This is a genomic window from Streptomyces sp. Y309 (genome assembly GCF_056712025.1).
Window position 1 is genome coordinate 7,742,734 of record NZ_CM160048.1, and the last position, 24,393, is coordinate 7,767,126.

At 73.4% G+C, this 24,393-nt stretch carries 22 protein-coding genes; 14 read left to right on the forward strand and 8 right to left on the reverse strand.

The features are described from left to right. The first annotated feature begins 103 nt into the window (after positions 1 to 103). A complete protein-coding gene (locus AC0KTA_RS32275; protein WP_481051729.1) occupies positions 104 to 772 on the forward strand; it encodes a TetR/AcrR family transcriptional regulator in 669 nt (222 codons plus the stop codon). A 70-nt stretch (positions 773 to 842) separates the two neighbouring features. Here AC0KTA_RS32275 and AC0KTA_RS32280 read toward each other — a convergent pair whose 3' ends face one another. Continuing rightward, entirely contained in the window at positions 843 to 2,105 is a 1,263-nt protein-coding gene (locus AC0KTA_RS32280) for a glycoside hydrolase family 18 protein (protein ID WP_481051730.1), read from the reverse strand. 445 nt (positions 2,106 to 2,550) lie between these two features. On the opposite strand from AC0KTA_RS32280, the gene AC0KTA_RS32285 reads away from it, so the two are divergent. Beyond that, positions 2,551 to 3,723: an acyl-CoA dehydrogenase family protein gene (locus AC0KTA_RS32285; protein WP_481051731.1), complete on the forward strand. Its 1,173-nt coding sequence runs from the start codon at positions 2,551 to 2,553 to the stop codon at positions 3,721 to 3,723. On the opposite strand, the gene AC0KTA_RS32290 is transcribed toward AC0KTA_RS32285, so the two are convergent. Next, positions 3,686 to 4,291, reverse strand: a complete 606-nt coding sequence (locus AC0KTA_RS32290; RefSeq protein WP_481051732.1) for a hypothetical protein — start codon at positions 4,289 to 4,291, stop codon at positions 3,686 to 3,688. The two genes, AC0KTA_RS32285 and AC0KTA_RS32290, sit on opposite strands and share 38 nt — an antisense overlap. A gap of 255 nt (positions 4,292 to 4,546) precedes the next feature. Here AC0KTA_RS32290 and AC0KTA_RS32295 point away from each other — a divergent pair, with 255 nt between their 5' ends. Together AC0KTA_RS32295 and AC0KTA_RS32300 are read left to right on the forward strand one after the other, a co-directional pair. After that, positions 4,547 to 5,674 (forward strand): Rv3169 family protein, encoded by a 1,128-nt coding sequence (locus AC0KTA_RS32295; RefSeq protein ID WP_481051733.1) that lies wholly within the window; start codon positions 4,547 to 4,549, stop codon positions 5,672 to 5,674. A 32-nt stretch (positions 5,675 to 5,706) separates the two neighbouring features. After that, the gene (locus AC0KTA_RS32300) at positions 5,707 to 6,807 is read left to right on the forward strand and encodes a phosphotransferase family protein (protein ID WP_481051734.1); all 1,101 of its coding nucleotides are present in this window, start codon (positions 5,707 to 5,709) and stop codon (positions 6,805 to 6,807) included. A 24-nt stretch (positions 6,808 to 6,831) separates the two neighbouring features. Here the strand turns inward: AC0KTA_RS32300 and AC0KTA_RS32305 are convergent, their stop codons facing one another. Continuing rightward, positions 6,832 to 7,275 carry a hypothetical protein gene (locus tag AC0KTA_RS32305; RefSeq protein WP_481051735.1) on the reverse strand — a complete coding sequence of 148 codons (444 nt, stop codon included), beginning with the start codon at positions 7,273 to 7,275 and terminating at the stop codon, positions 6,832 to 6,834. A 238-nt stretch (positions 7,276 to 7,513) separates the two neighbouring features. On the opposite strand from AC0KTA_RS32305, the gene AC0KTA_RS32310 reads away from it, so the two are divergent. The 4 genes from AC0KTA_RS32310 to fxsA all read left to right on the forward strand — a co-directional run bounded on the left by AC0KTA_RS32310 (position 7,514) and on the right by fxsA (position 11,806). Further along, complete coding sequence (locus tag AC0KTA_RS32310) at positions 7,514 to 7,954, forward strand: Lrp/AsnC family transcriptional regulator (RefSeq protein ID WP_016642637.1); 441 nt, start codon at positions 7,514 to 7,516, stop codon at positions 7,952 to 7,954. 114 nt (positions 7,955 to 8,068) lie between these two features. Next, positions 8,069 to 9,751 (forward strand): amidohydrolase, encoded by a 1,683-nt coding sequence (locus tag AC0KTA_RS32315; protein ID WP_481051736.1) that lies wholly within the window; start codon positions 8,069 to 8,071, stop codon positions 9,749 to 9,751. A gap of 522 nt (positions 9,752 to 10,273) precedes the next feature. Next, on the forward strand, positions 10,274 to 11,068 hold the full coding sequence (locus tag AC0KTA_RS32320; RefSeq protein ID WP_481051737.1) for a polyprenol monophosphomannose synthase: 795 nt from the start codon (positions 10,274 to 10,276) through the stop codon (positions 11,066 to 11,068). 144 nt (positions 11,069 to 11,212) lie between these two features. Continuing rightward, complete coding sequence (fxsA, locus tag AC0KTA_RS32325; protein WP_481051738.1) at positions 11,213 to 11,806, forward strand: FxsA family membrane protein; 594 nt, start codon at positions 11,213 to 11,215, stop codon at positions 11,804 to 11,806. Between the two features lie 341 nt (positions 11,807 to 12,147). On the opposite strand, the gene AC0KTA_RS32330 is transcribed toward fxsA, so the two are convergent. The 3 genes from AC0KTA_RS32330 to yczE all read right to left on the reverse strand — a co-directional run bounded on the left by AC0KTA_RS32330 (position 12,148) and on the right by yczE (position 14,239). Then, on the reverse strand, positions 12,148 to 12,522 hold the full coding sequence (locus AC0KTA_RS32330) for an RNA polymerase-binding protein RbpA (RefSeq protein ID WP_030360404.1): 375 nt from the start codon (positions 12,520 to 12,522) through the stop codon (positions 12,148 to 12,150). Between the two features lie 329 nt (positions 12,523 to 12,851). Next, on the reverse strand, positions 12,852 to 13,619 hold the full coding sequence (locus AC0KTA_RS32335) for a glycerophosphodiester phosphodiesterase family protein (protein WP_481051739.1): 768 nt from the start codon (positions 13,617 to 13,619) through the stop codon (positions 12,852 to 12,854). Then, positions 13,616 to 14,239, reverse strand: coding sequence for a membrane protein YczE (gene yczE / locus AC0KTA_RS32340; RefSeq protein ID WP_481056638.1), 624 nt, complete (start codon positions 14,237 to 14,239; stop codon positions 13,616 to 13,618). Before yczE ends, AC0KTA_RS32335 begins: the two co-directional genes overlap by 4 nt. Before the next feature lie 221 nt (positions 14,240 to 14,460). On the opposite strand from yczE, the gene AC0KTA_RS32345 reads away from it, so the two are divergent. Then, complete coding sequence (locus tag AC0KTA_RS32345; protein WP_481051740.1) at positions 14,461 to 15,966, forward strand: SCO1417 family PLP biosynthesis transcription factor; 1,506 nt, start codon at positions 14,461 to 14,463, stop codon at positions 15,964 to 15,966. Positions 15,967 to 16,032: 66 nt separating this feature from the next. Here AC0KTA_RS32345 and AC0KTA_RS32350 read toward each other — a convergent pair whose 3' ends face one another. Both AC0KTA_RS32350 and AC0KTA_RS32355 read right to left on the reverse strand, forming a co-directional pair. After that, a complete protein-coding gene (locus AC0KTA_RS32350; protein ID WP_481051741.1) occupies positions 16,033 to 17,586 on the reverse strand; it encodes a hypothetical protein in 1,554 nt (517 codons plus the stop codon). Between the two features lie 78 nt (positions 17,587 to 17,664). Beyond that, positions 17,665 to 17,859: a hypothetical protein gene (locus tag AC0KTA_RS32355; RefSeq protein ID WP_016642855.1), complete on the reverse strand. Its 195-nt coding sequence runs from the start codon at positions 17,857 to 17,859 to the stop codon at positions 17,665 to 17,667. Between the two features lie 300 nt (positions 17,860 to 18,159). Here AC0KTA_RS32355 and AC0KTA_RS32360 point away from each other — a divergent pair, with 300 nt between their 5' ends. The 5 genes from AC0KTA_RS32360 (at position 18,160) to AC0KTA_RS32380 (ending at position 24,142) form a co-directional block, all read left to right on the forward strand. Next, entirely contained in the window at positions 18,160 to 18,552 is a 393-nt protein-coding gene (locus AC0KTA_RS32360) for an ankyrin repeat domain-containing protein (RefSeq protein WP_481051742.1), read from the forward strand. Between the two features lie 300 nt (positions 18,553 to 18,852). Then, positions 18,853 to 20,271: a HEAT repeat domain-containing protein gene (locus AC0KTA_RS32365; RefSeq protein ID WP_481051743.1), complete on the forward strand. Its 1,419-nt coding sequence runs from the start codon at positions 18,853 to 18,855 to the stop codon at positions 20,269 to 20,271. A gap of 579 nt (positions 20,272 to 20,850) precedes the next feature. Next, positions 20,851 to 21,984: a glycosyltransferase family 4 protein gene (locus tag AC0KTA_RS32370; RefSeq protein WP_481051744.1), complete on the forward strand. Its 1,134-nt coding sequence runs from the start codon at positions 20,851 to 20,853 to the stop codon at positions 21,982 to 21,984. A gap of 14 nt (positions 21,985 to 21,998) precedes the next feature. Continuing rightward, positions 21,999 to 23,288 carry a glycosyltransferase gene (locus AC0KTA_RS32375; RefSeq protein WP_481056639.1) on the forward strand — a complete coding sequence of 430 codons (1,290 nt, stop codon included), beginning with the start codon at positions 21,999 to 22,001 and terminating at the stop codon, positions 23,286 to 23,288. After that, positions 23,285 to 24,142: an SGNH/GDSL hydrolase family protein gene (locus AC0KTA_RS32380; protein ID WP_481051745.1), complete on the forward strand. Its 858-nt coding sequence runs from the start codon at positions 23,285 to 23,287 to the stop codon at positions 24,140 to 24,142. Before AC0KTA_RS32375 ends, AC0KTA_RS32380 begins: the two co-directional genes overlap by 4 nt. The last annotated feature ends 251 nt before the right edge of the window (positions 24,143 to 24,393 follow it).

The window sequence follows — 24,393 nt, forward strand, 5'->3', positions numbered from 1 at the left end:
AGTGCGTGACGACGCGCCTTCGGGTCTCGCGCCGGTCCGGGCAGGCGACGTGGGTCTGCCATACTGCGGCTGATTCCGAGGCAGTTGGAGACTAGGGCCGAAATTGAATAATAGTCAACAGCGCGGTACCGATCGTTCCCACGGTGCGGAACGCCCGCAGGCACGCGGCACCGACCGCTCAGTGGCGCGCCGCGCCGAACTCATCGTCATCGGCCGGAAGTTGTTCGCCGACACGTCCTACGACGCGTTGTCGATGGACGACATCGCACGCCAGGCGCGCGTCGCCAAGGGGCTGATCTACTACTACTTCAAGTCCAAACGCGGCTACTACCTCGCGATCATCGAGGACTCCGTCGCCGACCTGGTCGAACGCGCGGGCAGCGACACCGAACTCCCGCCCGCGGAGCGGGTGCAGCGCACCATCGACGGCTATCTGCGCTACGCCGAGCACCACCAGGCGGCCTACCGCACCATCATCAGCGGCGGCGTCGGCTTCGACGCCGAGGTGCACGCCATACGCGACGGCGTGCGCGAGGCGATGATCGGCACCATCGCCGACGGGGCCTACGGCCGCCGTGACGTGCCGCCCCTGGTGCGGATGGCGCTGCTCGGCTGGCTGTGCAGCGTCGAGGGCGTCACGCTCGACTGGATCGGCGCCGCCGAGGCCCTGGCGCGCGACACCGTGCGCGACTTCCTGGTGCGCACGCTGCGCGAGACGCTGACCGTCATCGAGGAGTTCGAGCCGGAGTTCCCCGCTCCGCCGCGTACTTGACCGGCCGCGCGCACGACGAAGGGGCGGGAGCCCGCCGGCTCCCGCCCCCACGACTGCCTTACGGTGACCGCTAGTTGATGGCCTTGATCAGCTCACCGTTGCCGGTGTCACCGCTGAGCTCCCAGAAGAACGTGCCTCCCAGGCCCTGCTGGTTCTTGTAGTTCATCTTCCCGGCGATGGTGGCCGGGGTGTCGTAGCTCCACCAGTTGTTGCCGCAGTGGGCGTACGCGGTCCCGCCGACGGTGCCGTTGGCCGGGCACTTGGTCTTGAGGATCTTGTAGTCGTCGATGCCCGCCTCGTACGTGCCCTGCGCGGGGCCGGTCGCGGTGCCGCCCGGCTCCTTCTGCGTGACGCCGGTCCAGCCGCGGCCGTAGAAGCCGATGCCGAGCAGGAGCTTGTCGGAGGGGATGCCGAGGCCCTTGAGCTTGGCGATCGTCGCCTGCGAGTGCCAGTCCGCCTTCGGGATGCCCGAGTAGGAGCTCAGCGGCGAGTGCGGCGCCGTCGGCCCCTTGGCGTCCCAGGCGCCGAAGAAGTCGTACGTCATCGGATTGTACCAGTTGACGTACTGGGCGGCGCCCGCGTAGTCGGCGGCGTCGATCTTGCCGCCGGACGAGGCGTCGGCCGGGATGGCCGCCGTCACCAGGTTGGTGGAGCCGAACTTCGCCCGCACCGCGGACATCAGGTTCTTGTACGCCGCCCGGCCGCTGGTGTCACAGGTCAGGCCGCAGGCGTTGGGGTACTCCCAGTCGATGTCGATGCCGTCGAAGACGTCGGCCCACTTGGAGTTCTCGACCAGGTCGTAGCAGGACTGGGCGAACGCCGCCGGGTTCTGCGCGGCCTGCGTGAAGCCGCCCGACCAGGTCCAGCCGCCGAAGGACCACAGGACCTTCAGGTTGGGGTGCTTCTTCTTCAGCTTGCGCAGCTGGTTGAAGTTGCCGCGCAGGGGCTGGTCCCAGGTGTCCGCGACGCCGTCGACGCTCTGGTCGGCGGTGTACGACTTCTCGGTCGCGGCGAAGTTGTCGCCCATCGTGCACTTGCCGCCCTGGACGTTGCCGAAGGCGTAGTTGATGTGCGTGAGCTTGCTGCCCGAGCCGGACGTCTCGATGTTCTTGACGTGGTAATTCCGGTCGTAGACGCCCCATTCGGTGAAGTAGCCGACCACACGGGAGCCGGCCTTCGCGTCGGCGTCGGAGGCGGCCGCCCGGGGGGCGCCGGAGTTCGGGTCGGCCGTGGCGGTGCCCGCGCCGGCGAGCAGACCGGCGCCGAGTACGGCACAACAGGCGGTGGCCAGGAGCGCCCTGAGACGGGCGCGGGGACGGATCGGTCTTGGCATCGCTGTCTCCTCGTGGGGGAGGGGAGCATGTGGGGGTGGTGCGTAGTCGCGCGTTGAATTGGCATGAACGCGAAGACGTCTTGTGCCGCTGGACTCTAGGAGGACTAGACCATTGCGTCAATGGTTCGGACCAATTCCCGCGCGGTCCGGTGCCCGTACCACCCGACCGGACACGGCCGATGAAGCCCGGCCGGACACGGCCGATGAAGCCCGGCCGGACACGGCCGATGAAGCCCGGCCGGACACGGGCCGATGAAGATCGGCCGATGGGCCCGGTGAAGCCGTGACGGCGTGCCGCCGATCGGGCATACTCAACGCGCCACAGTCGCTGGTCAGCCGCCTCCGCGATCCGGAGGGGCAGCATCGGCTTGGCAGTGTCCCCGGCGGCGGTGCCACACCCCGTGCGCGCGCCCGCCGAAGCGCCCTACAGGGAGAGGAGAGCGCCATGTCCGAGGGAGCCGTACAGCCGGTCGAGCGTCAGCTGCCCACCGAAGAGGCCCGGGATCTGTTCGCGCTCGTGCGGGAACTGATCCAGCGCGAGATCGCGCCGCACGCGGCCGCGGAGGAGGAAGCCGGCCACTTCCCGCGCGAACTCTTCACGCTGCTCTCCGCATCGGGCCTCCTCGGCCTCCCCTACGACTCCGAGTTCGGCGGCGGCGATCAGCCGTACGAGGTGTATCTCCAGGTCCTCGAAGAACTCGCCGCCGCGCGCCTGACGGTCGGCCTCGGCGTCAGCGTGCACTCGCTCGCCTGTCACGGCCTGGCCGGCTACGGCACCAAGGAGCAGCAGGCCGAGCACCTGCCGGACATGCTCGGCGGCGGACTGCTCGGCGCCTACTGCCTGTCGGAGCCCTCCTCCGGTTCCGACGCCGCCTCGCTGCGCACCAAGGCCGTGCGCGAAGGCGACGACTGGGTCATCACGGGTACGAAGGCGTGGATCACGCACGGCGGCATCGCCGACTTCTACACCGTCCTGGCCCGCACCGGCGGCGAGGGCGCGCGCGGTGTCACGGCCTTCCTGGTGCCGGGCGACGCCGAGGGGCTGCAGGCCGCGGCGCCGGAGAAGAAGATGGGTATGAAGGGCTCGCCGACGGCGCAGCTCCACTTCGACGGCGTGCGGGTGCCGGACGCGCGGCGCATCGGGGACGAGGGGCAGGGCTTCGCGATCGCGCTCTCGGCGCTGGACTCGGGGCGGCTCGGCATCGCGGCGTGCGCGATCGGCGTGGCCCAGGCGGCGCTGGCCGAGTCGTTGCGGTACGCCACCGAGCGGCGGCAGTTCGGGCGCCCGATCGCGGACTTCCAGGGGCTTCGCTTCATGCTCGCGGACATGGCGACGCAGATCGAGGCGGGCCGGGCGCTGTATCTGGCGGCGGCCCGGCTGCGGGACGCGGGCAGGCCGTTCTCCAAGGAGGCGGCGATGGCCAAGTTGCTGTGCACGGACACCGCGATGAAGGTCACCACGGACGCCGTGCAGGTGCTCGGCGGTTACGGCTACACCGCCGACTTCCCGGTCGAGCGCTATATGCGCGAGGCCAAGGTGCTGCAGATCGTCGAGGGCACGAATCAGATCCAGCGCATGGTCATCGCCCGCCATCTCGCGGGACCCGACACACGCTGAGCCGCGGGTCGGGGGGCGCGCCGGGGACCGTGCGGAACTGGTGGTCCTGTTCCGCACCGAACCGGCGGTCCTGATCGGTGCCGAACCGGCGGTCCCGGTCCGTGCCGAACGAGCACTCCCGGTCCGCGCCGAACCGGGAGTCCCTGCCGAACCGGTCGTCCCCGCCGGAGCCGAAGGCCCCGTCCGGGCGCGCGCCGAAGGCCCCCTCCGCACTCGCGCCGAACGCCCCCTCCCCGCCCGCCCCGTAATGCCCGCCGAACTGCCCGCTGCGCACCGTCGGCGCCGCGAGCCTGACCCACTCCGGGTCGTGGCGTCCCGGCAGGGTCCTGCCGCGCTCGGCCCAGTGGCGCAGCAGGGCGCGGTAGATGGGCGGGTCCTGCTGCGGGACCGGCTGCGGCGGGGGCGGGACCGACTGTGTCTGCTGCGGGTACGAGGGCTGTTGTGAGTACTGCGGCGGCTGTGTGTAGTGGTTGTACTGCGGCCGGTGAGGAACCGATTCTGCTGCGGCAGGAGCGGTGTTGAGGGGGCGCCTGCGGTGGCCGGCCGGAGCGTGTGTGGGGGTGGTCATGCCGGGCCAACGCGCGGCGCGAGGGCCAGGTCACCATCGGGTCGAATCGTGCGTGCGTTCATGCCCCGTCCGGCCGCGGCGCACACGGCGCACGGCACCAGCGCCACCGGTGGCACCCGGCCCGACGCGTGTTGCCGCACGCGCCCTGCCGCGCATATGGCCCCCGCACGGCATCTGACGTACCGTCATCTCCGCGCCGGGACCCCGCCGCACACCGGGCGGCGCCGGCTTCCCCTGCGCCCAGGGAGGTGTGCCGTGCTTCAGGACCGTCCCGTACCGCTCGACGAGTACCCCGTCCACCAGGTGCCGCTGTCGATGAAGCACGTCGCGACCGGCGACCGCAACGCCTACGACCGCTGCATCTTCCACCTCCTCGACCACCAAGGCCACACCCTGCTCATCGTCGGGCTCGGCGTCTACCCGAACACCGGGGTCATCGACGCCTACGCCACCCTGCGCACCGGCGACACGCTGCACGCCGTACGCGCCTCCGACGCCCTGGGCGAGGACCGGATGAACCTGTCCGTGGGCCCGCTGCGCGTCCTCGTGGAGGAGCCGCTGCGCAGGCTGCGCCTGACCTGCGCGGCCGATCCGGACGACGCCGACTCGCTCGCGTACGACATCGAGTGGAACGCCTCCTTCCCCGCCCTGTGGGAGCCGCACCACATCCAGCGCCGCGGCGGCCGCCTCACCCTCGAAGGCCGCCGCTTCGTGCAGGCGGGCGGCTGTGCCGGGGTGATCCGCGCGGGCGGTGCGGAGATCGCGGTGACGGCGGGGGAGTGGACGGCGACCCGCGACCGGAGCTGGGGCGTGCGGCCCATCCCTGGCGAGGAGGGGGGCCGGCTCGGCGAGGAGTTCCCGACCGAGGGCTTCCACTGGATCTGGTGCCCGGTGCGGTTCGACGACCGCTTCCTCATGGTCATCGCCCAGGAGGACGCGGACGGCTACCGCACCCTGAACGACGCGACGCTCGTCCGCCCCGGCCACCCCGACCGCCAACTCGGCTGGCCCCAGGCCGACATCACCTACCGCTCCGGCACCCGGCACCCCGAGCGCGCCGTCGTCCACCTCACCGAGCCCGGCACGCGTAAGCCCCTGGAGCTCGGCGTCGAGCCGCTCACCTCGTTGCCGCTCGCCGTCGGCGCCGGCTATCCGCCCGCCGACGACTGGCAGCACGGCACCTGGCGCGGCCGCGACTGGGTCGACCGGTGCACCTACGACCTCTCCGACCCGGCCGCCCACCCCCGCGCGGCGTACGGCGTCATCGACCACGCGGCCCGCTTCACCCTGGACGGCCGCGTCGGCCACGGGATCTTCGAGCACGGCACCTTCGGCCGCCACGACCCGAGCGGCTTCACCGGATTCGGTTCCGTGGCGCCCTGACCCGCCGCGCGCCCCGAGGGAGGAGTACGCACATGGCAACGGCACCCCGGCAGCCCCGGCTTCGGACCACGACCCGCGAACCGGAGGAGCTGGCCCGCCGCCTCACGGCCTGGCTCGGTGGACACCTGCCCGGCGCGCGGGCCGTCGACGTGTCCGTGCCGGAGTCCAACGGCATGTCCAGCGAGACGCTCCTCTTCGACATCGAGCACCCCGAACCACCCTTGCGCGCCTGCGCGTTGCGGCTTGCGGCGGACCCGGCCGCGTACACGGTCTTCCCCGTGTACGACATGGCGCGCCAGCACCGCACCCTGCGCCTGGTCGCCGAGCACAGCGACGTGCCGGTGCCGCGCGTGCTGTGGCTGGAGGAGGATCCGGGGCCGCTCGGCGCGCCGTTCTTCGTCATGGAGCGGGTCGCGGGGCGGGTCCCGCCGGACGTCATGCCTTACACGTACGAGGGAAACTGGCTGCACGCGGCGAGCGACGCGGAGCGCGCGCACCTGGAGGACGCGACGGTCCGGGTCCTCGCGCGGCTGCACGACCAAGTCCCGGCCGCCGAGGCCGGGTTCCTCGCGCTGCCGGGCGAGGGCAGCGCGCTGCGCCGGCATGTCGCGTCCCAACGCGCCTACTACGCCTGGGTGGTCGACGGCCTGCCGCGGTCCCCGCTCGTCGAAAGCGCTTTCGCGAAACTGGAGGATCTGTGGCCGCGCGACGAGGGCGCGCCGGTCCTCAATTGGGGTGACGCGCGCATCGGCAACGTCATCTACGACGGCTTCGAACCCGCCGCCGTGCTCGACTGGGAGATGGCCTGCCTGGCCCCGTGCGAGGTCGACATCGGCTGGACCGTGTACCTGCACCGGTTCTTCCAGGACCTCACCGTGAGCTTCGGGCAGAGCGGGCTGCCCGGCTTCCTGCGCCGCGAGCGGGTCGAGGAGCGCTACGCCGAACTCACCGGGCACCGGCCGCGCGACATGGACTTCTACACGCTGTACGCCGCGCTGCGGCACGCCGTCGTCATGCTGCGGGTCGCCTACCGGCAGGTGCACTTCGGGGAGGCGACGGTGCCGGAGGATCCGGACACGCTGATCCTGCACCACGCCAGCCTCGCGGCGATGGTGCAGGGCAGCTACTGGTGACGGGTGCCGGTCGTCGGCGCCTGGTCAGGCGGCCGCGCGGTGGGACTGCCGGGGCACCCGGATCGGCCGGGATCCCGGACCGCCGACGTGCGAGAACGGCTGCGTGCGCCAGTCGAGCTCCTGAGGGAGCGTCAGCAGCAGTGCGGTGTCCTGCTCCTGGGCCTCCAGGGACTCGTCCGCGGCACGCGCCTCGGACGCGGCGCGGCCGGTGCCGGCGCAGACCGTGAGCCCGAACGGGTTCCACGGGGTGGGGCAGAGCGCGTGCTCGGGCAGGACGTCCTCGTCCGCCAGGAGCGCGATGGGCTGCCCGCAGTCCGGGCAGAGCACGCGGTACATCTCGAAGGTGTCGTACGCGTCGGGCTCGTCGTCGGCGGTGTCGGTCTGTTCGACGCCCTCCGGTGCGGGCTCGAGCTCGACGGACTGCTGCTTGCGGCGCGCGGAACGACCGGGGCGCTTCAGGTTCTGCATGGGAATCTCCCCCTCGGGTGGGCCGACAAGGCACTGCGGCCTCGACCACAGCAAGCACTTCCCGTCCGGTCCTGGGGGTAATCGCTCCTGCCCCGCAGACACTGTTATAGGTCTGTGGCGTTCGTCACATGCCGGATGAAGGTGCCACTCCGCTCCGGACTCCGAAGACACCGCTTTTGCCTCATCCCGTGCGCCGCTCAGGTATCGATGAGGATCAAGGGACCTGTAGGTTCGGCGCATGGAGGAGCTGGATCGTCAGATCGTGGAGCTGCTCGTCAAGGACGGGCGGATGAGCTACACCGACCTGGGCAAGGCCACGGGCCTGTCCACGTCGGCGGTGCACCAGCGGGTGCGCAGGCTGGAGCAGCGAGGAGTGATCCGGGGGTACGCCGCGGTCGTCGACCCCGAGGCGGTCGGCCTGCCGCTCACGGCCTTCATCGCGGTGAAGCCGTTCGACCCCAGCGCCCCCGACGACATCGCCGAGCGGCTCGCCCCCGTGCCCGAGATCGAGGCCTGCCACAGCGTCGCCGGCGCGGAGAACTACCTGCTCAAGGTGCGCGTCGCGACCCCGCACGAACTGGAGAACCTGCTGGCCCGGCTGCGCACGCTCGCCGGTGTCTCGACGCATACGACGGTGGTCCTCTCGACGCCGTACGAGGCACGGCCGCCGCACATCTGACACGGCGCGGCCACCCGCATCCGGCACGGCGGGCGACACCGCCCGGCGGGGGCGGGGTGTGCCCGGGAGACCCCGCGGGCGGCCGTCCCCCGGGCGGGCGCGAGACTGTTCCCCATGAGTGAGCGCATCACCCCCGAAAGCGGACACCGCACCGTCCTGCTGCGCGGCGGAGAAGTCCACAGCCCCGCCGACCCCTTCGCGACCGCGATGGTCGTCGAGCGCGGGCATGTCGCCTGGGTCGGGTCCGAGGGCGCCGCCGACGCCTTCGCCGACGGTGTCGACGAGGTCGTCGACCTCGAAGGGGCCCTGGTCACCCCGGCGTTCACCGACGCCCATGTGCACACGACCGCCACCGGACTCGCGCTCACCGGGCTTGATCTGTCCGGGGCCCGGAGCCTCGACGAAGCGCTCGTTCTCGTACGCGAACACGTCATCGCGCGCCCCGGTGACCGCGTGCTGCTCGGCCACGGCTGGGACGCCGCCCGCTGGCCCGGCGGCCGTCCGCCCACGCGCGCGGAGCTCGACGAGGCCGCCGGCGGCCGCCCGCTCTACCTGTCGCGCATCGACGTGCACTCGGCCGTCGTCACCACCGCGCTCCTCGACCTCGTCCCCGGGGTCGCCGACGCGGCCGGATTCCGGGCCGACGCGCCCCTGACCGCCGACGCCCACCACGCCGTGCGCGCCGCCGCGCACGCGGCGGTCACGCCCCGGCAGCGGGCCGACGCCCAGCGCGCGGCACTCCGGCACGCCGCGTCGCTCGGCATCGGCTCGGTCCACGAGTGCGCGGGCCCCACCATCTCCGGAGAGGACGACTTCACAGCGCTGCTCCGCCTCGCCGAGGAGGAGGCCGGGCCGCGTGTCGTCGGCTACTGGGCCGAGCAGGGCGCCGAAGGAGTCGCCCGCGCGCGGGAGTTGGGCGCGGCGGGCGCGGCCGGTGACCTGTTCGTGGACGGCGCGCTCGGCTCGCACACGGCGTGGCTGAGCGAGCGCTACGTAGACGCAGGTGCCGAGGGTGCCGGCGGTACTGAGGGCGCCGGCGGCATCGGGGGCGGGCCGTGCGGCAACTCCTACCTGACCGCCGCCGACGTCGCCGCGCACGTCGCGGCCTGCACGGACGCGGGCCTCCAGGCCGGCTTCCACGCCATCGGCGACGCAGCTGTCACGGCCGTCGTGGACGGCGTGCGCGCCGCCGCCGAGAAGGTCGGCCTCGCCCGGGTGCGCGCCGCCCGGCACCGCGTCGAGCACGCCGAGATGCTCACCCCCGAGACGATCGCCGCGTTCGCCGAGCTCGGCCTCACCGCGTCCGTGCAGCCCGCCTTCGACGCGCTGTGGGGCGGCGAGGACGGCATGTACGCCCAACGCCTCGGCACCGAACGGGCCCGCGCCCTCAACCCGTACGCATCCCTGCTCCGCGCCGGCGTGCCGCTGGCCTTCGGCTCCGACAGCCCGGTGACGCCCCTCGACCCCTGGGGCACCGTCCGCGCCGCCGCCTTCCACCGCACGCCCGAGCACCGGGTGTCCGTGCGCGCCGCGTTCACCGCCCACACGCGCGGCGGCTGGCGGGCCGTCGGGCGCGACGACGCGGGCGTCCTGGTGCCCGGCGCACCGGCCGACTACGCCGTGTGGCGCACCGGCGAACTCCTCGTCCAGGCCCCCGACGACCGGGTCGCCCGCTGGTCCACCGACCCGCGCTCCGGCACCCCCGGCCTGCCCGACCTCGGCCCCGGCGCGGACCTGCCCGTCTGCCTGCGGACCGTGGTCGGCGGCCAGCCGGTATTCGTACGGCCCAACGAGTGATGTACCGGGGCGGCGCGGCTCCGAACGGGGCCACACGGCGCGTCGCGCGACCTGCGGGTCCTCGCCACTGACCTGCTGATCTGCGCAAAGATCGCAGGTCAAACGGCTATTGACAGACGGCCTCCGTCGGCGGGTAGTTTCGGCCGCGTCCACCACAGGACGTCCGACCGGCGAACCCGCACGCAGTCGTCGACCGCCGCTGGATCACGGGCGGTGCGCCATCCCGGCACACCGCCACTGGGAGCCAGGTCCAGCGCCCACGACGCATCGACGCGGGAACGTATCCGCCGGAAGGGGGTCGTCCCTCCTGCTCCCCGGAGCGCGGGGGAGGTGCGACCCGGGTGGGGCCCGGACGCTCAGTAGACAACGGCTCTCGGTCGATCCGCAGCCAGCGGGTCCCAGGCCGGCCCGAAGGGCGCCGGGCCCGATCCGCAGTATCGCTCCTGCCGACGTCCGTGGCGTCGCAACACCCCAGGCCCGGCCCACTATGGTGGTCCCCTGCGTACGAACGAAGGGGCAGTAGTGAGCAACGGCGGCGGGATCAGCGAAGCAGCGGACTCGGAGCGGCAGTTCGGCCCGCTCGGCCAGGCCTTGGTGATCATCCCGACCTACAACGAGGCGGAGAACATCCAGGCGATCGTCGGCCGGGTGCGTACCGCCGTGCCGGAGGCGCACGTCCTCGTCGCCGACGACAACAGCCCCGACGGCACCGGAAAGATCGCCGACGAGCTCGCGGGCGAGGACGAGCAGGTCCACGTGCTGCACCGCAAGGGCAAGGAAGGCCTCGGCGCCGCCTATATCGCGGGCTTCACCTGGGGCCTCGAGCACGGCTACGGAGTTCTCGTAGAGATGGACGCCGACGGCTCCCACCAGCCCGAGGAACTGCCGCGCCTGCTCACCGCCCTCAAGGGGGCCGACCTCGTGCTCGGCTCGCGCTGGGTGCCGGGCGGCCGCGTCGTCAACTGGCCCAAGTCCCGCGAGTTCCTCTCCCGCGGCGGCAGCACCTACTCGCGGCTGCTGCTCGACGTGCCGGTCCGCGACGTCACCGGCGGCTACCGCGCCTTCCGCCGCGAGACGCTCGAAGGCCTCGGCCTCGGCGACGTGGCCTCCCAGGGCTACTGCTTCCAGGTCGACCTGGCGCGCCGCGCCATCAAGGCGGGCTACCACGTCGTGGAGGTGCCCATCACCTTCGTCGAGCGGGAGCTGGGCGACAGCAAGATGAGCCGGGACATCGTCGCGGAGGCGCTGTGGCGGGTCACGGCGTGGGGTGTGGGGGAGCGGGTCGGCAGGGTCCTGGGCCGCAGGCCGTCGTCCTGACGTTCCGGCCGGGCGCGTGCCGTCCTGACGTTCCGGCCGCGCGCGTGCCGTCCTTGCTGTTCCGGCCTGGCGCCTGACGTCCTGACCTCCGGCTTTGATCACCCGCTTATGCCGGTCTGAGGCGGGCCCAGGCACACTGGGAGCATGACGACTGGCACACCGCCTCCCACCCAGCCCGCCCGCCCCCGGCGCTCGCGCGTCCTCAGGTTCCTGCCGCTCGGTATCGCCGCGTGGCTGGTCCTGGAGATCTGGCTGCTGATCGTCGTGGCGGGGGCCAGCAGCGGCCTGGTGGTCTTCCTGCTGCTCGTGGGCGGCCTTGTGCTCGGCTCCGTGGTCATCAAGCGGGCCGGGCGCCGCGCCTTCAAGAACCTGAGCGAGGCGCTGCAACAGCAGCAGAGCGGGATCGCGCCCGCCCCGGAGTCCGGTGGCGGCAGCGCCCTGACGATGCTCGGTGGCCTGCTCCTGATCCTGCCCGGTCTGGTCTCGGACGTGCTCGGACTGCTTCTGCTGGTGCCGCCGCTGCAGAAGGCTCTGAGCCGCACCGCCGAGCGTGCCTTCGAGCGCAAGGTCCGCGAGGCCGCGGCGGCCTCGCCCGGCGGCTTCGGTGACGCCTTCCAGCAGTCCCGGATCCACCGTCCTGACGGCAAGGTGGTCCAGGGCGAGGTGATCCGTGACGACCAGCCCCCGACGCCGCCGGGGCCGGGCCGGGGGCCGGACGATCCTCAGCTTCCGCGCTGAGGGGGTGCCCTACCGGGGGCTCCGCCCCCGGACCCCCGCTGTCGCCGCTCCGCGGCTCGTCCTCAAGCGCCGGACGGGCTATTTCCCACCCGCCCACCCTCACTACCTGCCGGAACAGCCGGGCCGGCGGAGATTCAGCCCGTCCGGCGCTTGAGGACGAGCGCGTAAGCGCGACGAAAGGGCGGGTGGGTGGGGGATATAGCCCCTCCGGCGTTTGAGGAGCGGGGGTTCCGGGGGCGGAGCCCCCGCGTCGTCCACCCCCGGGCACACGACGAGGGCGGGCCCACTGCCGAAGCAGTGGGCCCGCCCTCGTCGTGTCTCCGCTCCGCGGTCCAGCGCGCTTACGCGGACTTGCGGCTGTCGCGCGGATGCACCGCAATATTCATCGCACCGGACCTGAGAACCGCGAGGCGCTCCTCAAGGACCTCCTCGAGCTCTTCTCGAGTGCGGCGCTCCATGAGCATGTCCCAGTGCGTACGCGCAGGCTTCCCCTTCTTTTCCTCAGGTCCATCGCCGTCCACGAGAAGTGCCTGGGCCCCGCAGACCTTGCACTCCCACTCCGGCGGGATCTCCGCCTCCACCGAGAACGGCATCTCGAAACGATGTCCGTTCTGGCATGCGTACTCCACGGCCTGGCGCGGAGCCAGGTCGATGCCGCGGTCGGTCTCGTAGCTGGTCACCACGAGGCGCGTGCCGCGAAGAGCTCGCTCACTCATGAATCGTGCCTCCCGGGCTTGTCGCCCACAGGACAGGTGTCGCTGTCGTCGTCATCCGGTCAACGTCCGGTCGGCGGTAAAGATTCCCGTTCAGGGTCATGCGTCGCCGTCGTATGCCGCCCCTTGTTGTACCCACCAGCGCCCGGTTTGTCACATCTGGCAGCAGATGTCACCCAGCGTTTCTGAATCCTCAGCGCGCAGTAACGGTCCGCCTGGCAGGCCAAACGCGTACACTACCGGCCTTCGCCGTCAGTTGCTAAATCCGGCGGGGTACGGGATTGCCCGCGTCGCGTCCCGCACGCCGTACGGGAACGCGTGCGAGCAGCGCGTCAGACCCAGGTCCCCCGGTCCTTGAGCACGTCGCGCAGCGTCTCGATGTGGTCCGTCATGATGCCGTCGACGCCCAGGTCGAGCAGGGCGTGCATGCGCTCGGCGTCGTTGATCGTCCACACGTGGACCTGCAGCCCGCGCGCGTGGGCCGTGCGTACGAAGCGGTGGTCGACCACCCGGACCCCCGACTGGGCCTCCGGTACCTGGGCACACACCGCGGACACGCGCGGGGTTGCGGGCACGCCCAGGGACCGCAGTCGCAGCCCCAGCACGCCGCGCGTGCCGAACGACGTGGCGAGGCGCGGTCCCGCGAGGCGCTGGGCGCGCGACACGCGGGCCTCCGAGAACGAGCCGACGCACACGCGGCCCCAGGAGCGGGTGCGCTCGATGAGGTCCAGGAGCGGCAGCAGGGCGGGCTCGGCCTTGACGTCCACGTTCCAGCGGACGTCGGGGAACGCCTCCAGCATCTCTTCGAAGAGGGGCACCGGTTCGCTGCCCGCCACGCGTGCCCGGCGCACCTCGCTCCACGGCAGGTCCGCGATCTTCCCGGTGGCGTCCGTGACGCGGTCGAGAGTGGCGTCGTGGAAGGCCGCCAGCTTGCCGTCCGAGGTGGCGTGCGCATCCGTCTCGATGTAGCGGTAGCCCGCCTCCACGGCGCGGCGGAAGGCCGTCGCGGTGTTCTCCAGACCGTCGGCCGCCCCGCCGCGGTGGGCGAAGGCGAGGGGGCCGGGGTGGTCGAGGTAGGGATGGCGTACGCGCGAGGTCACTCTCGCAGTATCGCCTGTTCCGAGGGCTCGCCGGAGGCCACGACGCGGCCCGCGGATGGAGCGGGCATGGCGAAGAAGCGCAGGAAGAACTGGGCGAGCGGCCCGATGGCCAGCGCGTACACGACCGTCCCCACGCCCAGCGTGCCGCCGAGAGCGAAGCCGGTGACGACGACCGCCACCTCCACCAGCGTCCGCATCAGCCGGATGGAGCGGCCCGTGCGCTCGTGCAGGCCCGTCATCAGGCCGTCGCGCGGGCCCGGCCCGAACCTGGCCGCTATGTAGAGGCCTGTCGCCACCCCGTTGAGCACGATGCCCGCCACCATGAGCGGAACGCGGATGCCGAGACCGTGCGCGTCCGGTACGAGGGCGAGCGTGCCGTCCATCGCCAGGCCGACGACGAAGACGTTCGAGACCGTGCCGAGCCCCGGGCGCTGCCGCAGCGGGATCCACAGGAGCAGCACCGCGGCGCCCACGAAGATCGACACGACGCCGATCGACATCCCGGTGCGCTCGGCCAGTCCCTGATGCAGCACGTTCCACGGCTCCAGGCCGAGGCCCGAGCGCACCAGCAGCGCGGAGCTCGCGCCGTACAGGGCGAGGCCTACGTAGAGCTGGATCAGCCGACGTGTGAGGTGCCGGTCGCTGCCTGACTCCGTGGCTTGTGGCCGGTCCGCGGACGGGTCCGTGGTGCGCCGCTCCGTGTGCGGTTCTGTGGCGGGCCGACCTGATTTCGCCCTGGACAAGAGAAGCCCCCCGTGGTGGTAGTGGCCTGACACATGACACTCTGTGGCTTGGTGTAAGACGCCAACCATGGCCAATTCGATGAAGGTGGACTGGGATCATGGCTCAGTGGACATCAGCGGTGGGCTCGGCCCAGCTCGCCCGGCTGCTCACCTCCCAGCAGGCGCGACCCGCCGGCGCGGGCACTCGCCGCCCGCCCGCCTACCGCGCCCTCGCCGACGGCATCCGGCTGCTCGTCCTGGAGGGCCGCGTTCCCGTGGCCGCCCGTCTGCCCGCCGAGCGCGAGCTGGCCGTGGCGCTCGCCGTGAGCCGCACGACCGTCGCCGCCGCCTACGAAGCGCTGCGCAGTGAGGGGTTCCTGGAGTCCCGCAGGGGAGCGGGCAGTTGGACCGCCGTGCCGGCCGGGAACCCGCTGCCCGCGCGCGGCCTCGAACCGCTGCCCCCCGAAGCGCTCGGCTCCATGATCGACCTCGGCTGTGCGGCCCTGCCCGCGCCCGAGCCCTGGCTCACCCGCTCCGTGCAGGGCGCCCTCGAAGAACTCCCGCCCTACGCCCACACGCACGGCGACTACCCCGCCGGACTGCCCGCCCTGCGCGCCATGCTCGCCGAGCGCTACACCGCGCGCGGGATACCGACCATGCCGGAACAGATCATGGTCACCACCGGCGCGATGGGCGCCATCGACGCCATCTGCCACCTCTTCGCGGGCCGCGGCGAACGCATCGCGGTGGAGTCGCCGAGCTACGCCAACATCCTCCAGCTCATGCGCGAGGCGGGCGCACGCCTGGTCCCCGTGGCGATGGCCGAGGGCCTCGGCGGCTGGGACATGGACCGCTGGCGCCAGGTCCTGCGCGACGCCGCACCCCGCCTCGCGTACGTCGTCGCCGACTTCCACAACCCGACCGGCGCGCTCGCCGACGAGGACCAGCGTCGCCGCCTCGTCGACGCGGCCCGGCACGCGGGCACCGTCCTCGTCGTCGACGAGACCATGAGCGAGCTGCGCCTCGACGAAGACCTCGACATGCCGCGCCCCGTCTGCGGTTTCGACCCCGCGGGCGCCACCGTCATCACCGTCGGCTCGGCGAGCAAGGCCTTCTGGGCGGGCATGCGCATCGGCTGGGTGCGGGCCGCGCCCGACGTGATCCGCAGCCTGGTCGCCGCGCGCGCGTACGCCGACCTCGGCACCCCCGTCCTGGAGCAGCTGGCCCTCAACTGGCTGCTCAGCACCGGCGGTTGGCAGCAGGCCGTGGACGTACGCAGGCAGCAGGCGCGCGACAACCGTGACGCCCTGGTCACCGCCGTGCGCCGCGAGCTGCCCGACTGGGAGTTCGAAGTGCCGCGCGGCGGGCTGACGTTGTGGGTCCGCACCGGCGGCCTGTCCGGCTCCCGCATCGCCGAGGTCGGCGAACGCGTGGGCGTCCGGGTGCCGTCGGGCCCCCGCTTCGGTGTCGACGGCGCCTTCGAGGGGTACGTACGGCTGCCGTTCACCGTCGGCGGGCCGCTGGCGGAAGAGGCGGCGGTCCGGCTCGCGGCGGCGGCCCGGCTCGTTCAGGCGGGGACGGGCGCGGGGTCGGGGGCGGAGGGGCCGCACACGTTCGTGGCGTGAGGTGTGGCGTACGTGCCCCACGTGCCGTACGCGACGGGTGTGACGGGCACGCCGTACGCGACGGGCTCAGCCCTCGGCGACCGCCGCCGGGGCCAGCGTCGCGTCCGCCGGTGTCGTGCGGTCCGGGAGCAGGTCGAGCACGGCCTGCCGGTGCGTGTCGCTCGTGGCGTCGTCGTACGGGTCGGGGGTCGCCGGGACCTGGAGACGCAGGACCGGGCCCGTGCCCAGGCGGGCGTAGCCGCGGCCCGGGGGCATGTCCGCCGTGGGGGTCGTCTGCGGCGCCACGCCCAGGACCTCCTCGACCTGGTCGGCGGTCGCCGGGCCGAGCAGCACGCGCGCGCGGGTGTGCTGACGCACGGTGTCGGTGAGCCCATCCATGCCGTCGAGCTGGTCGGCGACGACGACGGTGACGCCCGCCGCACGCCCGTGCCGCAGCGGCACCTGGAGCAGTGACTGCGGATCCCGGTGGCCGTCGGCCGCGGCCAGGTGACCGAGGACGCTGGGGCGGTCGAGGAGGATCCACAGCGGCCGCTTGGTGTCGTCGGGCGGCGGGTGGCCCGCCTGCCGGGCCCGGTTCGCCGCGATGAGCCGCCGCTCCGTCTCGTGCGCCGCCCACTCCAGGCTCCCCAGCGCCCCGGCGAGCCCGCATTCGACGGCGAGGACCCCGGTGCGCCCGGCCAGGCAGGCGTAGTCGCCGCTGCCGCTGCCCTCGACGATGACGACGTCGCCATGCTGGAGCGCCTGCAGGGCGACGGAGCGCAGCAGGGTCGTGGCGCCGCTGCCGGGCCGGCCGAGGACCAGCAGGTGCGGCTCGGTGGAGCGGACGCCGGTGCGCCACACGACGGGCGGCACGTCGCGCTGCTCGTCGCCATCGGCCACGGGCAGGGTGCGCTGCACGGCCGTCGGGTCGGTGAAGCCGAGCACGGTCTCGCCGGGCGCGGTGACGAAGCGCTGGGCCGCGATGTCGGTGGGCAGCGCCGGCAGCACGGTCACGGTGAGCGTGGTGCCCTCCTCGTCCCACGCGAAGTGATATTCGCGGCCGCGCCCCGACTTGGCGTGCAGCACCTGCTCGATCCGCGCGCGGGAGGCCGCCTCGCCGTCGGTGAAGTACGCGGGATAGCGCACCACCAGGTGGGCGATCCGGCCGTCGTCGTCGAACGCGTACGCGGTGAAGGCCTTGTCCCACTCGCCCCCGTGGGCGAACAGCGGGCTCGGGTCCTCGGGCACGGAGAAGTACGGCACGAGCGCTTCGTAGAGCGACTGCAGCCGCTGGACCTGCGCGTCGTCCGGGCCGGAGGGGGCCGGCGCGGTGCGCTCACGCCCGGTCCAGGCGGCGGCCGCCATCAGGCAGATGGCGGCGAGCAGCGGACCGTAGGGGATGAGCGCCACGACGAGGACCACGGAGGCGACCAGGAACAGCAGCGAACCGCGCCGCTCCTTGGGGGTCGCCGACCACTTGCGCCGCCCGGCTCCGGCGAGTCGGCGCAGCCCGCGCGTGATGGTGATCAGCGGGTGGAGGACGTCGGTGGCGCCGTCGGCGGCCGACCGGGCCAGCTCCCGGCTCCGGGCGAGCGGGGCGGTGCCGGTGCTCAGGATGCGGGGGAGGGGGCGCCGGGCCACGTCGGTCTCCTGGAAGTGGTGTGGTGCGGGGAACCGTCGGTCGTGAGAGGAACCGTCAAGGGGTGGTGGGGGGAACCGTCAGAACTTGATCCCGCCGAGCAGGCTCGCGAGGCTCGCGCTCCCCGCCTTGATGCTCGGAGCGATGGCCGTGCCCGCGAGGAAGAAGCCGAACAGCGCGCAGACCACCGCGTGCGAGGCCTTGAGCCCGTCCTTGCGGAAGAACAGGAAGGCGATGATGCCCAGCAGCACGACGCCCGAGATGGACAGGACCATGGGAGTTCTCCTGAGTGAGGGGACAGTCACCATCAGTACTTCCAGGCTCACAGCATGTATCCATGCGATAAAAGCTGCAAATGGGGGACATTTTCGTTATTTCGCCCAGATGGGGGGCGGGTCGTTGTGCGCGTACGGGCGGGTCCGGGCCGTGTCGTCCGGCCGCGCTGATCTTTGCCTCAGATGCGGTCGGTCATGTGCCGTGACGGGCAGTACCCTGTCGATTCACTCGTACGGCCGCGCTCGGCGGCGGTGCGGGTGCGCTCACGCCACTCCCCTAGCGCGAAAGGCGGTCACACCATGACGGACGCCCCCGACCCCGAGGTCGTGGAACTGGCGGGCAAGATCTTCGATCTGGCCCGGGCGGGCGACGCCGACGCGCTCGCCTCGTACGTCGACGCGGGCGTGCCCGCGAACCTCACGAACGACAGCGGTGACTCGCTTGTCATGCTCGCCGCCTATCACGGTCACGCGGCCGCCGTGCGCGCCCTGATCGAGCGCGGCGCGGACGCCAACCGCATCAACGACAAGGGGCAGACGCCGCTCGCCGGTGCCGTCTTCAAGGGCTCCGACGACGTGGTGCGGGCGCTGCTCGACGGCGGCGCCGATCCGGCCGCGGGCACACCGTCGGCGATCGACACCGCCCGCATGTTCGGGAAGGCCGACCTGCTCGCGCTGTTCGGGGCCGCCTGAGCGGGGTACGCGACCTGGCACGACGGGGGCGCCGGAAATGTGGTCGCGGCGGGCAGAACCGCTGGGTCATCATGACGACGTGATTCACGGACGCGACGTCGGGGCAAGTGTTGCCGCAGCGCGCGGACCGTGAGCGGCCCGACCCCGGACTTGGCGTCCGGGAACCTCCGGGTCACCGACGAGAGGCAGAGGAAGATGGTCTTCAGCAAGCAAGAGACGGCGGGCGGCCCGACGTGTTGGCGCACGGCCAGGTAGTGCGGATTCCCGGTTGCGTCGACGCTTGATATGAGGCTGTTTCCCATGTTCGAACCGGTCATAGCGCCCAGCGGTACGCTGCTCGGCCTGCTGCAGCGGGGCCGCGGCGACGGCACGCTGCACGCCCTCACCGCGCCACGGTCCGAGGCGCTCTCCGCCCTCGACCACTGTGTGCTGCACGATCCGCGGCACGACTGGCAGGTGGAGAACCGCTCCCTGTACTACGCCCGGCTGTACCTCGATCTGAACGGCGGGCTCGGCGCCATCGAGCGCCACCTCTTCGACCCCGAGGACACGCTCGACCCGGACGACTCACGCACCGGGCTCGCGCTGTCCGTGCTCGGGCACCTCGCCTCGTACGACAGGCTGGACGCGCTGCGGCTGCTGCGCGGGTACGCCGAGCACGGCGCGAACTGGGCCTGGGCCCTGGACGAGCTGGCCCTGCGCGACGACGACGCGGGGCTGCGCGCCCTCGCCGGACCCGTGCTCGCCAGATTCCCCGCCGACGCCGAGGGCGAGGCCGCCCTGACCGTCGCCGTGCGCGACGCCTTCGAGCCGCGGCCCTGGCGGCTGTGGGCCGACGATCCGCGCCCCGAGATCGGCGCCCGCGTGCGCGCCGCAGCCGAACGGGGCTCCTTCGACCGCTGGCAGCGCCAGATGGAGCCGGCCGGGCCGCGCCCCGGCTGGAGCGTCCAGGCCGTGTTCGACTGGGCCCAGGAGGGGCTGGACCGAGGGGCCGCGCTGCACGTGCCGGCCGCCCGCTGTCTGACCGCCGTCGCCGGGCCAGAGGACCGCGCCGAGATCGTGCGCGCGGCCCGGCACGGCACGGACGGCGCACGCGGCACCGCCTTGCGGTACTTGGCCGACACCCACGATCCCGACGCGCTCGACCTCCTGGAAGAAGCGGCGCAGAGCCCGTCGCGCGTCGTCGTCGACATCGCGGCCGAGACATTCGAGCGGATGCGCTCCGTCGCCGCCGTCGAGCGGGCCCGGCAGTGGGCCGGACGCCCCGACGCGCTCGGCGCGGCCGCCGGACGCGTGCTCGCCTGCCGCGGCGGCGCCCAGGACAGCCAGCTCGTGCTCACCGCGCTGCGCGAGGCGGTGCGCGGCGAAGGCCCGGACGCGCCGACCCTGTGGCCGCTCGTCGACGGCGCGGGACGCCTCGGCATCGGCTGCGCGGCGCCCGTCCTTCGCCATGTCTACCGCGAGACCGCCTCCTCCCACCTCAGAGGCCGCGCCGCCCGCGCGCTGGCCGCCACCGACCCCTCCTTCGCCGCCGGCTTCGCCGTCGAGTGCCTGTGGGACTGCGAGGAGTCCACCCGCGAAGTCGCCGCCCGGCACGCCGAGACCGGCGACGCCCGCGTCGTCAACCGCCTCCGGAGACTGGCGGCCGACCCCGCCGAGGAGGACGACGTGCAGTCGGCGGTACGCAGCCGTATCGGGCCGGACGCGCCCGCCGTGTGAACGACGCGCACGGCGGGGAGGCGGGCGCTTGAGCCTTGCCTCGGCTTGCCTGGCGGGCGCTTGCGGGCGGACCGAATGCCTGGGTGGGCTGGTTGCTCGGGCGGACCGTATGCCCGGGTGGGCCGGTTGTCCGGGCGGACCGAATGCCCGGGTGGGCCGGTTGTCCGGGCGGACCGAATGCCCGGGTGGGCCGGCGGCCCGAAGCGCGCCTGCCGCCCCCGCCCGCCGCGCGGTGCGGAACGCCGGGGGCCGACGGGCCCGCAGCGGTGTGGCACGCCCCTTCTCGCTGCACCCCGGTACGGGTCTCGCTGCACCCCGGCACGGGCGACGTCCCGCACGCGGCGCCGACTCGGCGGGGGCGGAACACACACCGCTACGGCGCACACGGCCACGGTGCCGACGACCGCGTACGCCCCACCGGCACGGTGCCAGAGGCCCCCACACCGCCCCGCCCATTGCGGAACGCCCCTGCGTGCGCCGAAATGGCCGGATCCCGTGGTGCGCAACGCTCATGGGACGTTCCACGTCAGGAAAGATCCACGTTGACGTGGGCACGCCCCGTCTGACGACAACACGGGTATGCGTGTCGTCATCGTCACCGAATCCTTTCCCCCCGACATCAACGGCGTGTCGCACTGCGCCCTGCAGACCGCGCGGCAGCTCGTCGCGCGCGGTCACGATCCGCTCGTCGTCGCCCCGGCCACCACGGCCGGCGCCGCCGACGACACCACCGACAGCCTCTCCCCGTGCCCCGTCGTCCGCGTGCCGTCCCTGCCTCTCCCCGGATACCCGCAGGTCAGGGTCGCGCTGCCGAGCCGACGGCTGGCGGCGGCGCTGACCGCGCACCAGGCCGACCTCGTCCACCTGGCGAGCCCCTTCGTCCTCGGCGCGCGCGGCATGGCCGCCGCGGCGCGCAAGCACCTGCCCACCGTCGCCGTCTACCAGACCGACCTCGGCGGCTACGCGCGTACGTACATGGGGATGGGCGAGGCCACCGCGTGGCGCCGCATCCGCGCCGTGCACGCCGCCGCCGACCGCACCCTCGCGCCCTCCACCGCGGCCCTCACCGACCTGGTGTCGCACGGCGTACCCCGGGTGCGGCTGTGGCCGCGCGGCGTGGACACCGACCGGTTCCGGCCCTCGCGCAGGGACGCGGCGCTGCGCCGCGAACTCGCCCCGGACGGCGAACTCATCGTCGGCTACGTAGGACGGCTCGCCCCCGAGAAGCACGTCGAACTCCTGGCGGAGGTGTGCGGTCTCGACGGTGTCCGCGTCATCGTCGTGGGCGACGGGCCGAGCGCGGGCACGCTGGGCGCGGCGCTCCCGGGGGCCACGCTGCTCGGGCGCCGCACCGGCGACGAACTCGCCCGGATCTTCGCCTCGCTGGACGTCTTCGTGCACACCGGGCCCCTGGAGACCTTCTGCCAGACCGTGCAGGAGGCCATGGCCAGCGGAGTGCCCGTGGTCGCGCCCGCCGTGGGCGGACCGCTCGACCTGGTGGTCCCCGGGCGCACCGGCAGCCTCGTCCGGCCCGGTGACGCCGGCGCCGTGCGGGACGCCGTGTGGGCGATGGCCGCCGACCCCGGCCTGCGTGCCGCCTACGGAGAGGCCGGGCGCGCCGCCGTCCAGGGGCGCACCTGGGACGCCGTCGGGGACCAACTCATCGAGCACTACGAAGAAGTGCTCTCCGAACGCACGGCGGTGGCGGCATGACCGCGGCCCTGGGCATGAGCCCGCTGGGCGCGGCGCGGGCCGCGCGGACCACGGGACCGCTGCGGATCGTACGCCTCGCCAACTTCGTAACGCCCTCTTCGGGCGGACTGCGCACCGCGCTGCGGGAGCTGGGGCGCGGGTATCTGGCCGCCGGCCACGAGCCCGTGCTCGTCGTCCCCGGCGAGCGGGCCGGGGCCGCCGAGACCGAGCAGGGGCTCGTCATCACCCTGCCCGGGCGCGTGCTGCCCGGCACCGGCGGCTACCGCGTCCTGGCCGACCGGCGGCGCGTGACCCGTCTCCTGGAACGCCTCGCCCCCGACCGCCTCGAAGTGTCCGACCGCACCACACTCCGGTGGACCGGCGAGTGGGCCCGGCGCGCCCGGGTCCCGGCCGTGATGGTCTCCCACGAGGCGGCGGACGCGGTCATGCGCACGTGGGGGCTGCCGCCCGGCCTGGCTCGCCGCGCCGCCGACGCGCTCAACTCCCGGACCGCGCACGCCTACGCGCGCGTGGTGTGCACCACGGCATGGGCGGAGCGTGAGTTCGTACGCATCGGCGCGGGCAATGTCGTACGCGCCCCGCTGGGCGTCGACCTGACGGACCGCCACCCGGGGCTGCGGGACCGGCGGATACGTGACCGCTACGCGCGCGAGGGCGACGTTTTCCTGTTGCTGTGCTCCCGGCTGTCCGTGGAGAAGCGGCCCGGTACGGCGCTCGACACGCTGGAGACGCTTCGGGGGCGCGGTGTACCGGCCGTCCTCGTCGTCGCGGGCGACGGGCCGCTGCGCGCGCGGCTCGAACAACGGGCACGGGAGCGGCGCCTTCCGGTGACGTTCCTCGGCCATGTCGCCGACCGCGCCGCGCTCGGGGCCCTCCAGGCCACGGCCGACGTGTGCCTGGCGCCGGGCCCCTGCGAGACCTTCGGCCTCGCCGCCCTCGAAGCCCTCGCCTGCGGCACCCCGGTGGTGGCCAGCGCGTCGTCCGCCCTCCCGGAGATCGTGGGCGGCGCGGGCGCGGCGGCGGCCGACACCCCGCGCACCTTCGCCCACGCGGTCCGCGCGGTCCTCGAACGCCCGGAGCCCACGAGGCGCGCGACGGCACGCGCGCGTGCGGAGCGCTTTGGGTGGGACGTGGCTGTGGGGGCGTTCTTGGCCGCGCATCAGGTCGCTCCGGCGGCAGCGGCTGAGCACCGCGCCACGGCTCCAGCAGCAGGGGCCAGTGTGGTTCCAGCAGTAGGGCGGGACCGTGCGCTGCCGCTTGCGGCGGGGACCGGCGGGGTGCCGGACGGGAGCGGTGGCGGATGAAGCCGGTGACGTACGTCGCGCTCGGGGACTCCCTCACGCAAGGCGTGGGGGACCCCGTGGACGGCGCGTGGCGGGGCTGGGCGGCGCTGCTCGCCGCGGGGCTCGGCACGCCCCAACAGCCCGTGGAATTCCACAACCTGGCGGCCGGCGGGGCGCAGACGTGCGACGTGCACGGACACCAGACGCCGCGTGCGCTGGCTCTGCGGCCCGACATCGTGTCCGTCGTCGTCGGCGTCAACGACACCTTGCGCTGCACCTTCGACATCCATGCCGTCGCCGCGCGCCTCGACGAGGTCTACGGCGCCGTCACGGCGGACGGCGCGGTGCTGCTCACCGCCTGCCTGCCCGATCCCGGGGCGATGCTGGGGCTGCCCGGCGCGCTCGGGCGCCCGCTGGCGCGGCGGCAGCGAGCGGTCAACGCCGTCGTCCACGCGCTGTCGGAGCGGTACGGCGCGGTCCATCTGCACGCCGCGGACGAGGAGTGGGTCGCGGACCGCACGCTGTGGAGCGCCGACCGGCTGCACCCGGGCGAGCGCGGCCACCGCGTGCTCGCCGCCCGCTTCCACGCCCTGCTCGCCGCCGAGGGCCTTGCACCCGGCGCCGCACCCGGCCTCGCCCCCGAACTGCCGCCGCCCACCCGCTCGGCGAGCCTGCTCTGGCTGGCCACGGCAGGCACCGGCTGGCTCGCCCGGCGCTGCACCGACCTGCTGCCACAGTTGCTCAGCCTCGCCGCGGAGGAAGCACGCCACCGGGTACGCGGCACGAGCGGCGGCCTGGACGTACGGTCCGCCCACGCCGCGACGGCCGCGCTCGCCGGGCTCGGGGCGCGAGAACGGCAGGTGGAGGCGGCGTGAGGGGCGGCTTGCGCCGGGCTGCCGCCGAGCGAAGGCTGCGGCGGGGCAGCCCGACACCGCGGCTCTCGCGTGCCCGCCTTCGGTGGCGGGGCCGCTCGGAGTCTCGCGGTCTCACCTCCGTGGTGCCAGGGCCCGGCAGGCCGACGCCCGCGTGCCCGCCTCCGGCGAGGATGCTTGAAGTGTCGCCGCCTCACCCCCGTGGGGCCAGCGCCCGGCAGCCGACACCACGGCCCCCGCGTGCCCGCCTCCGG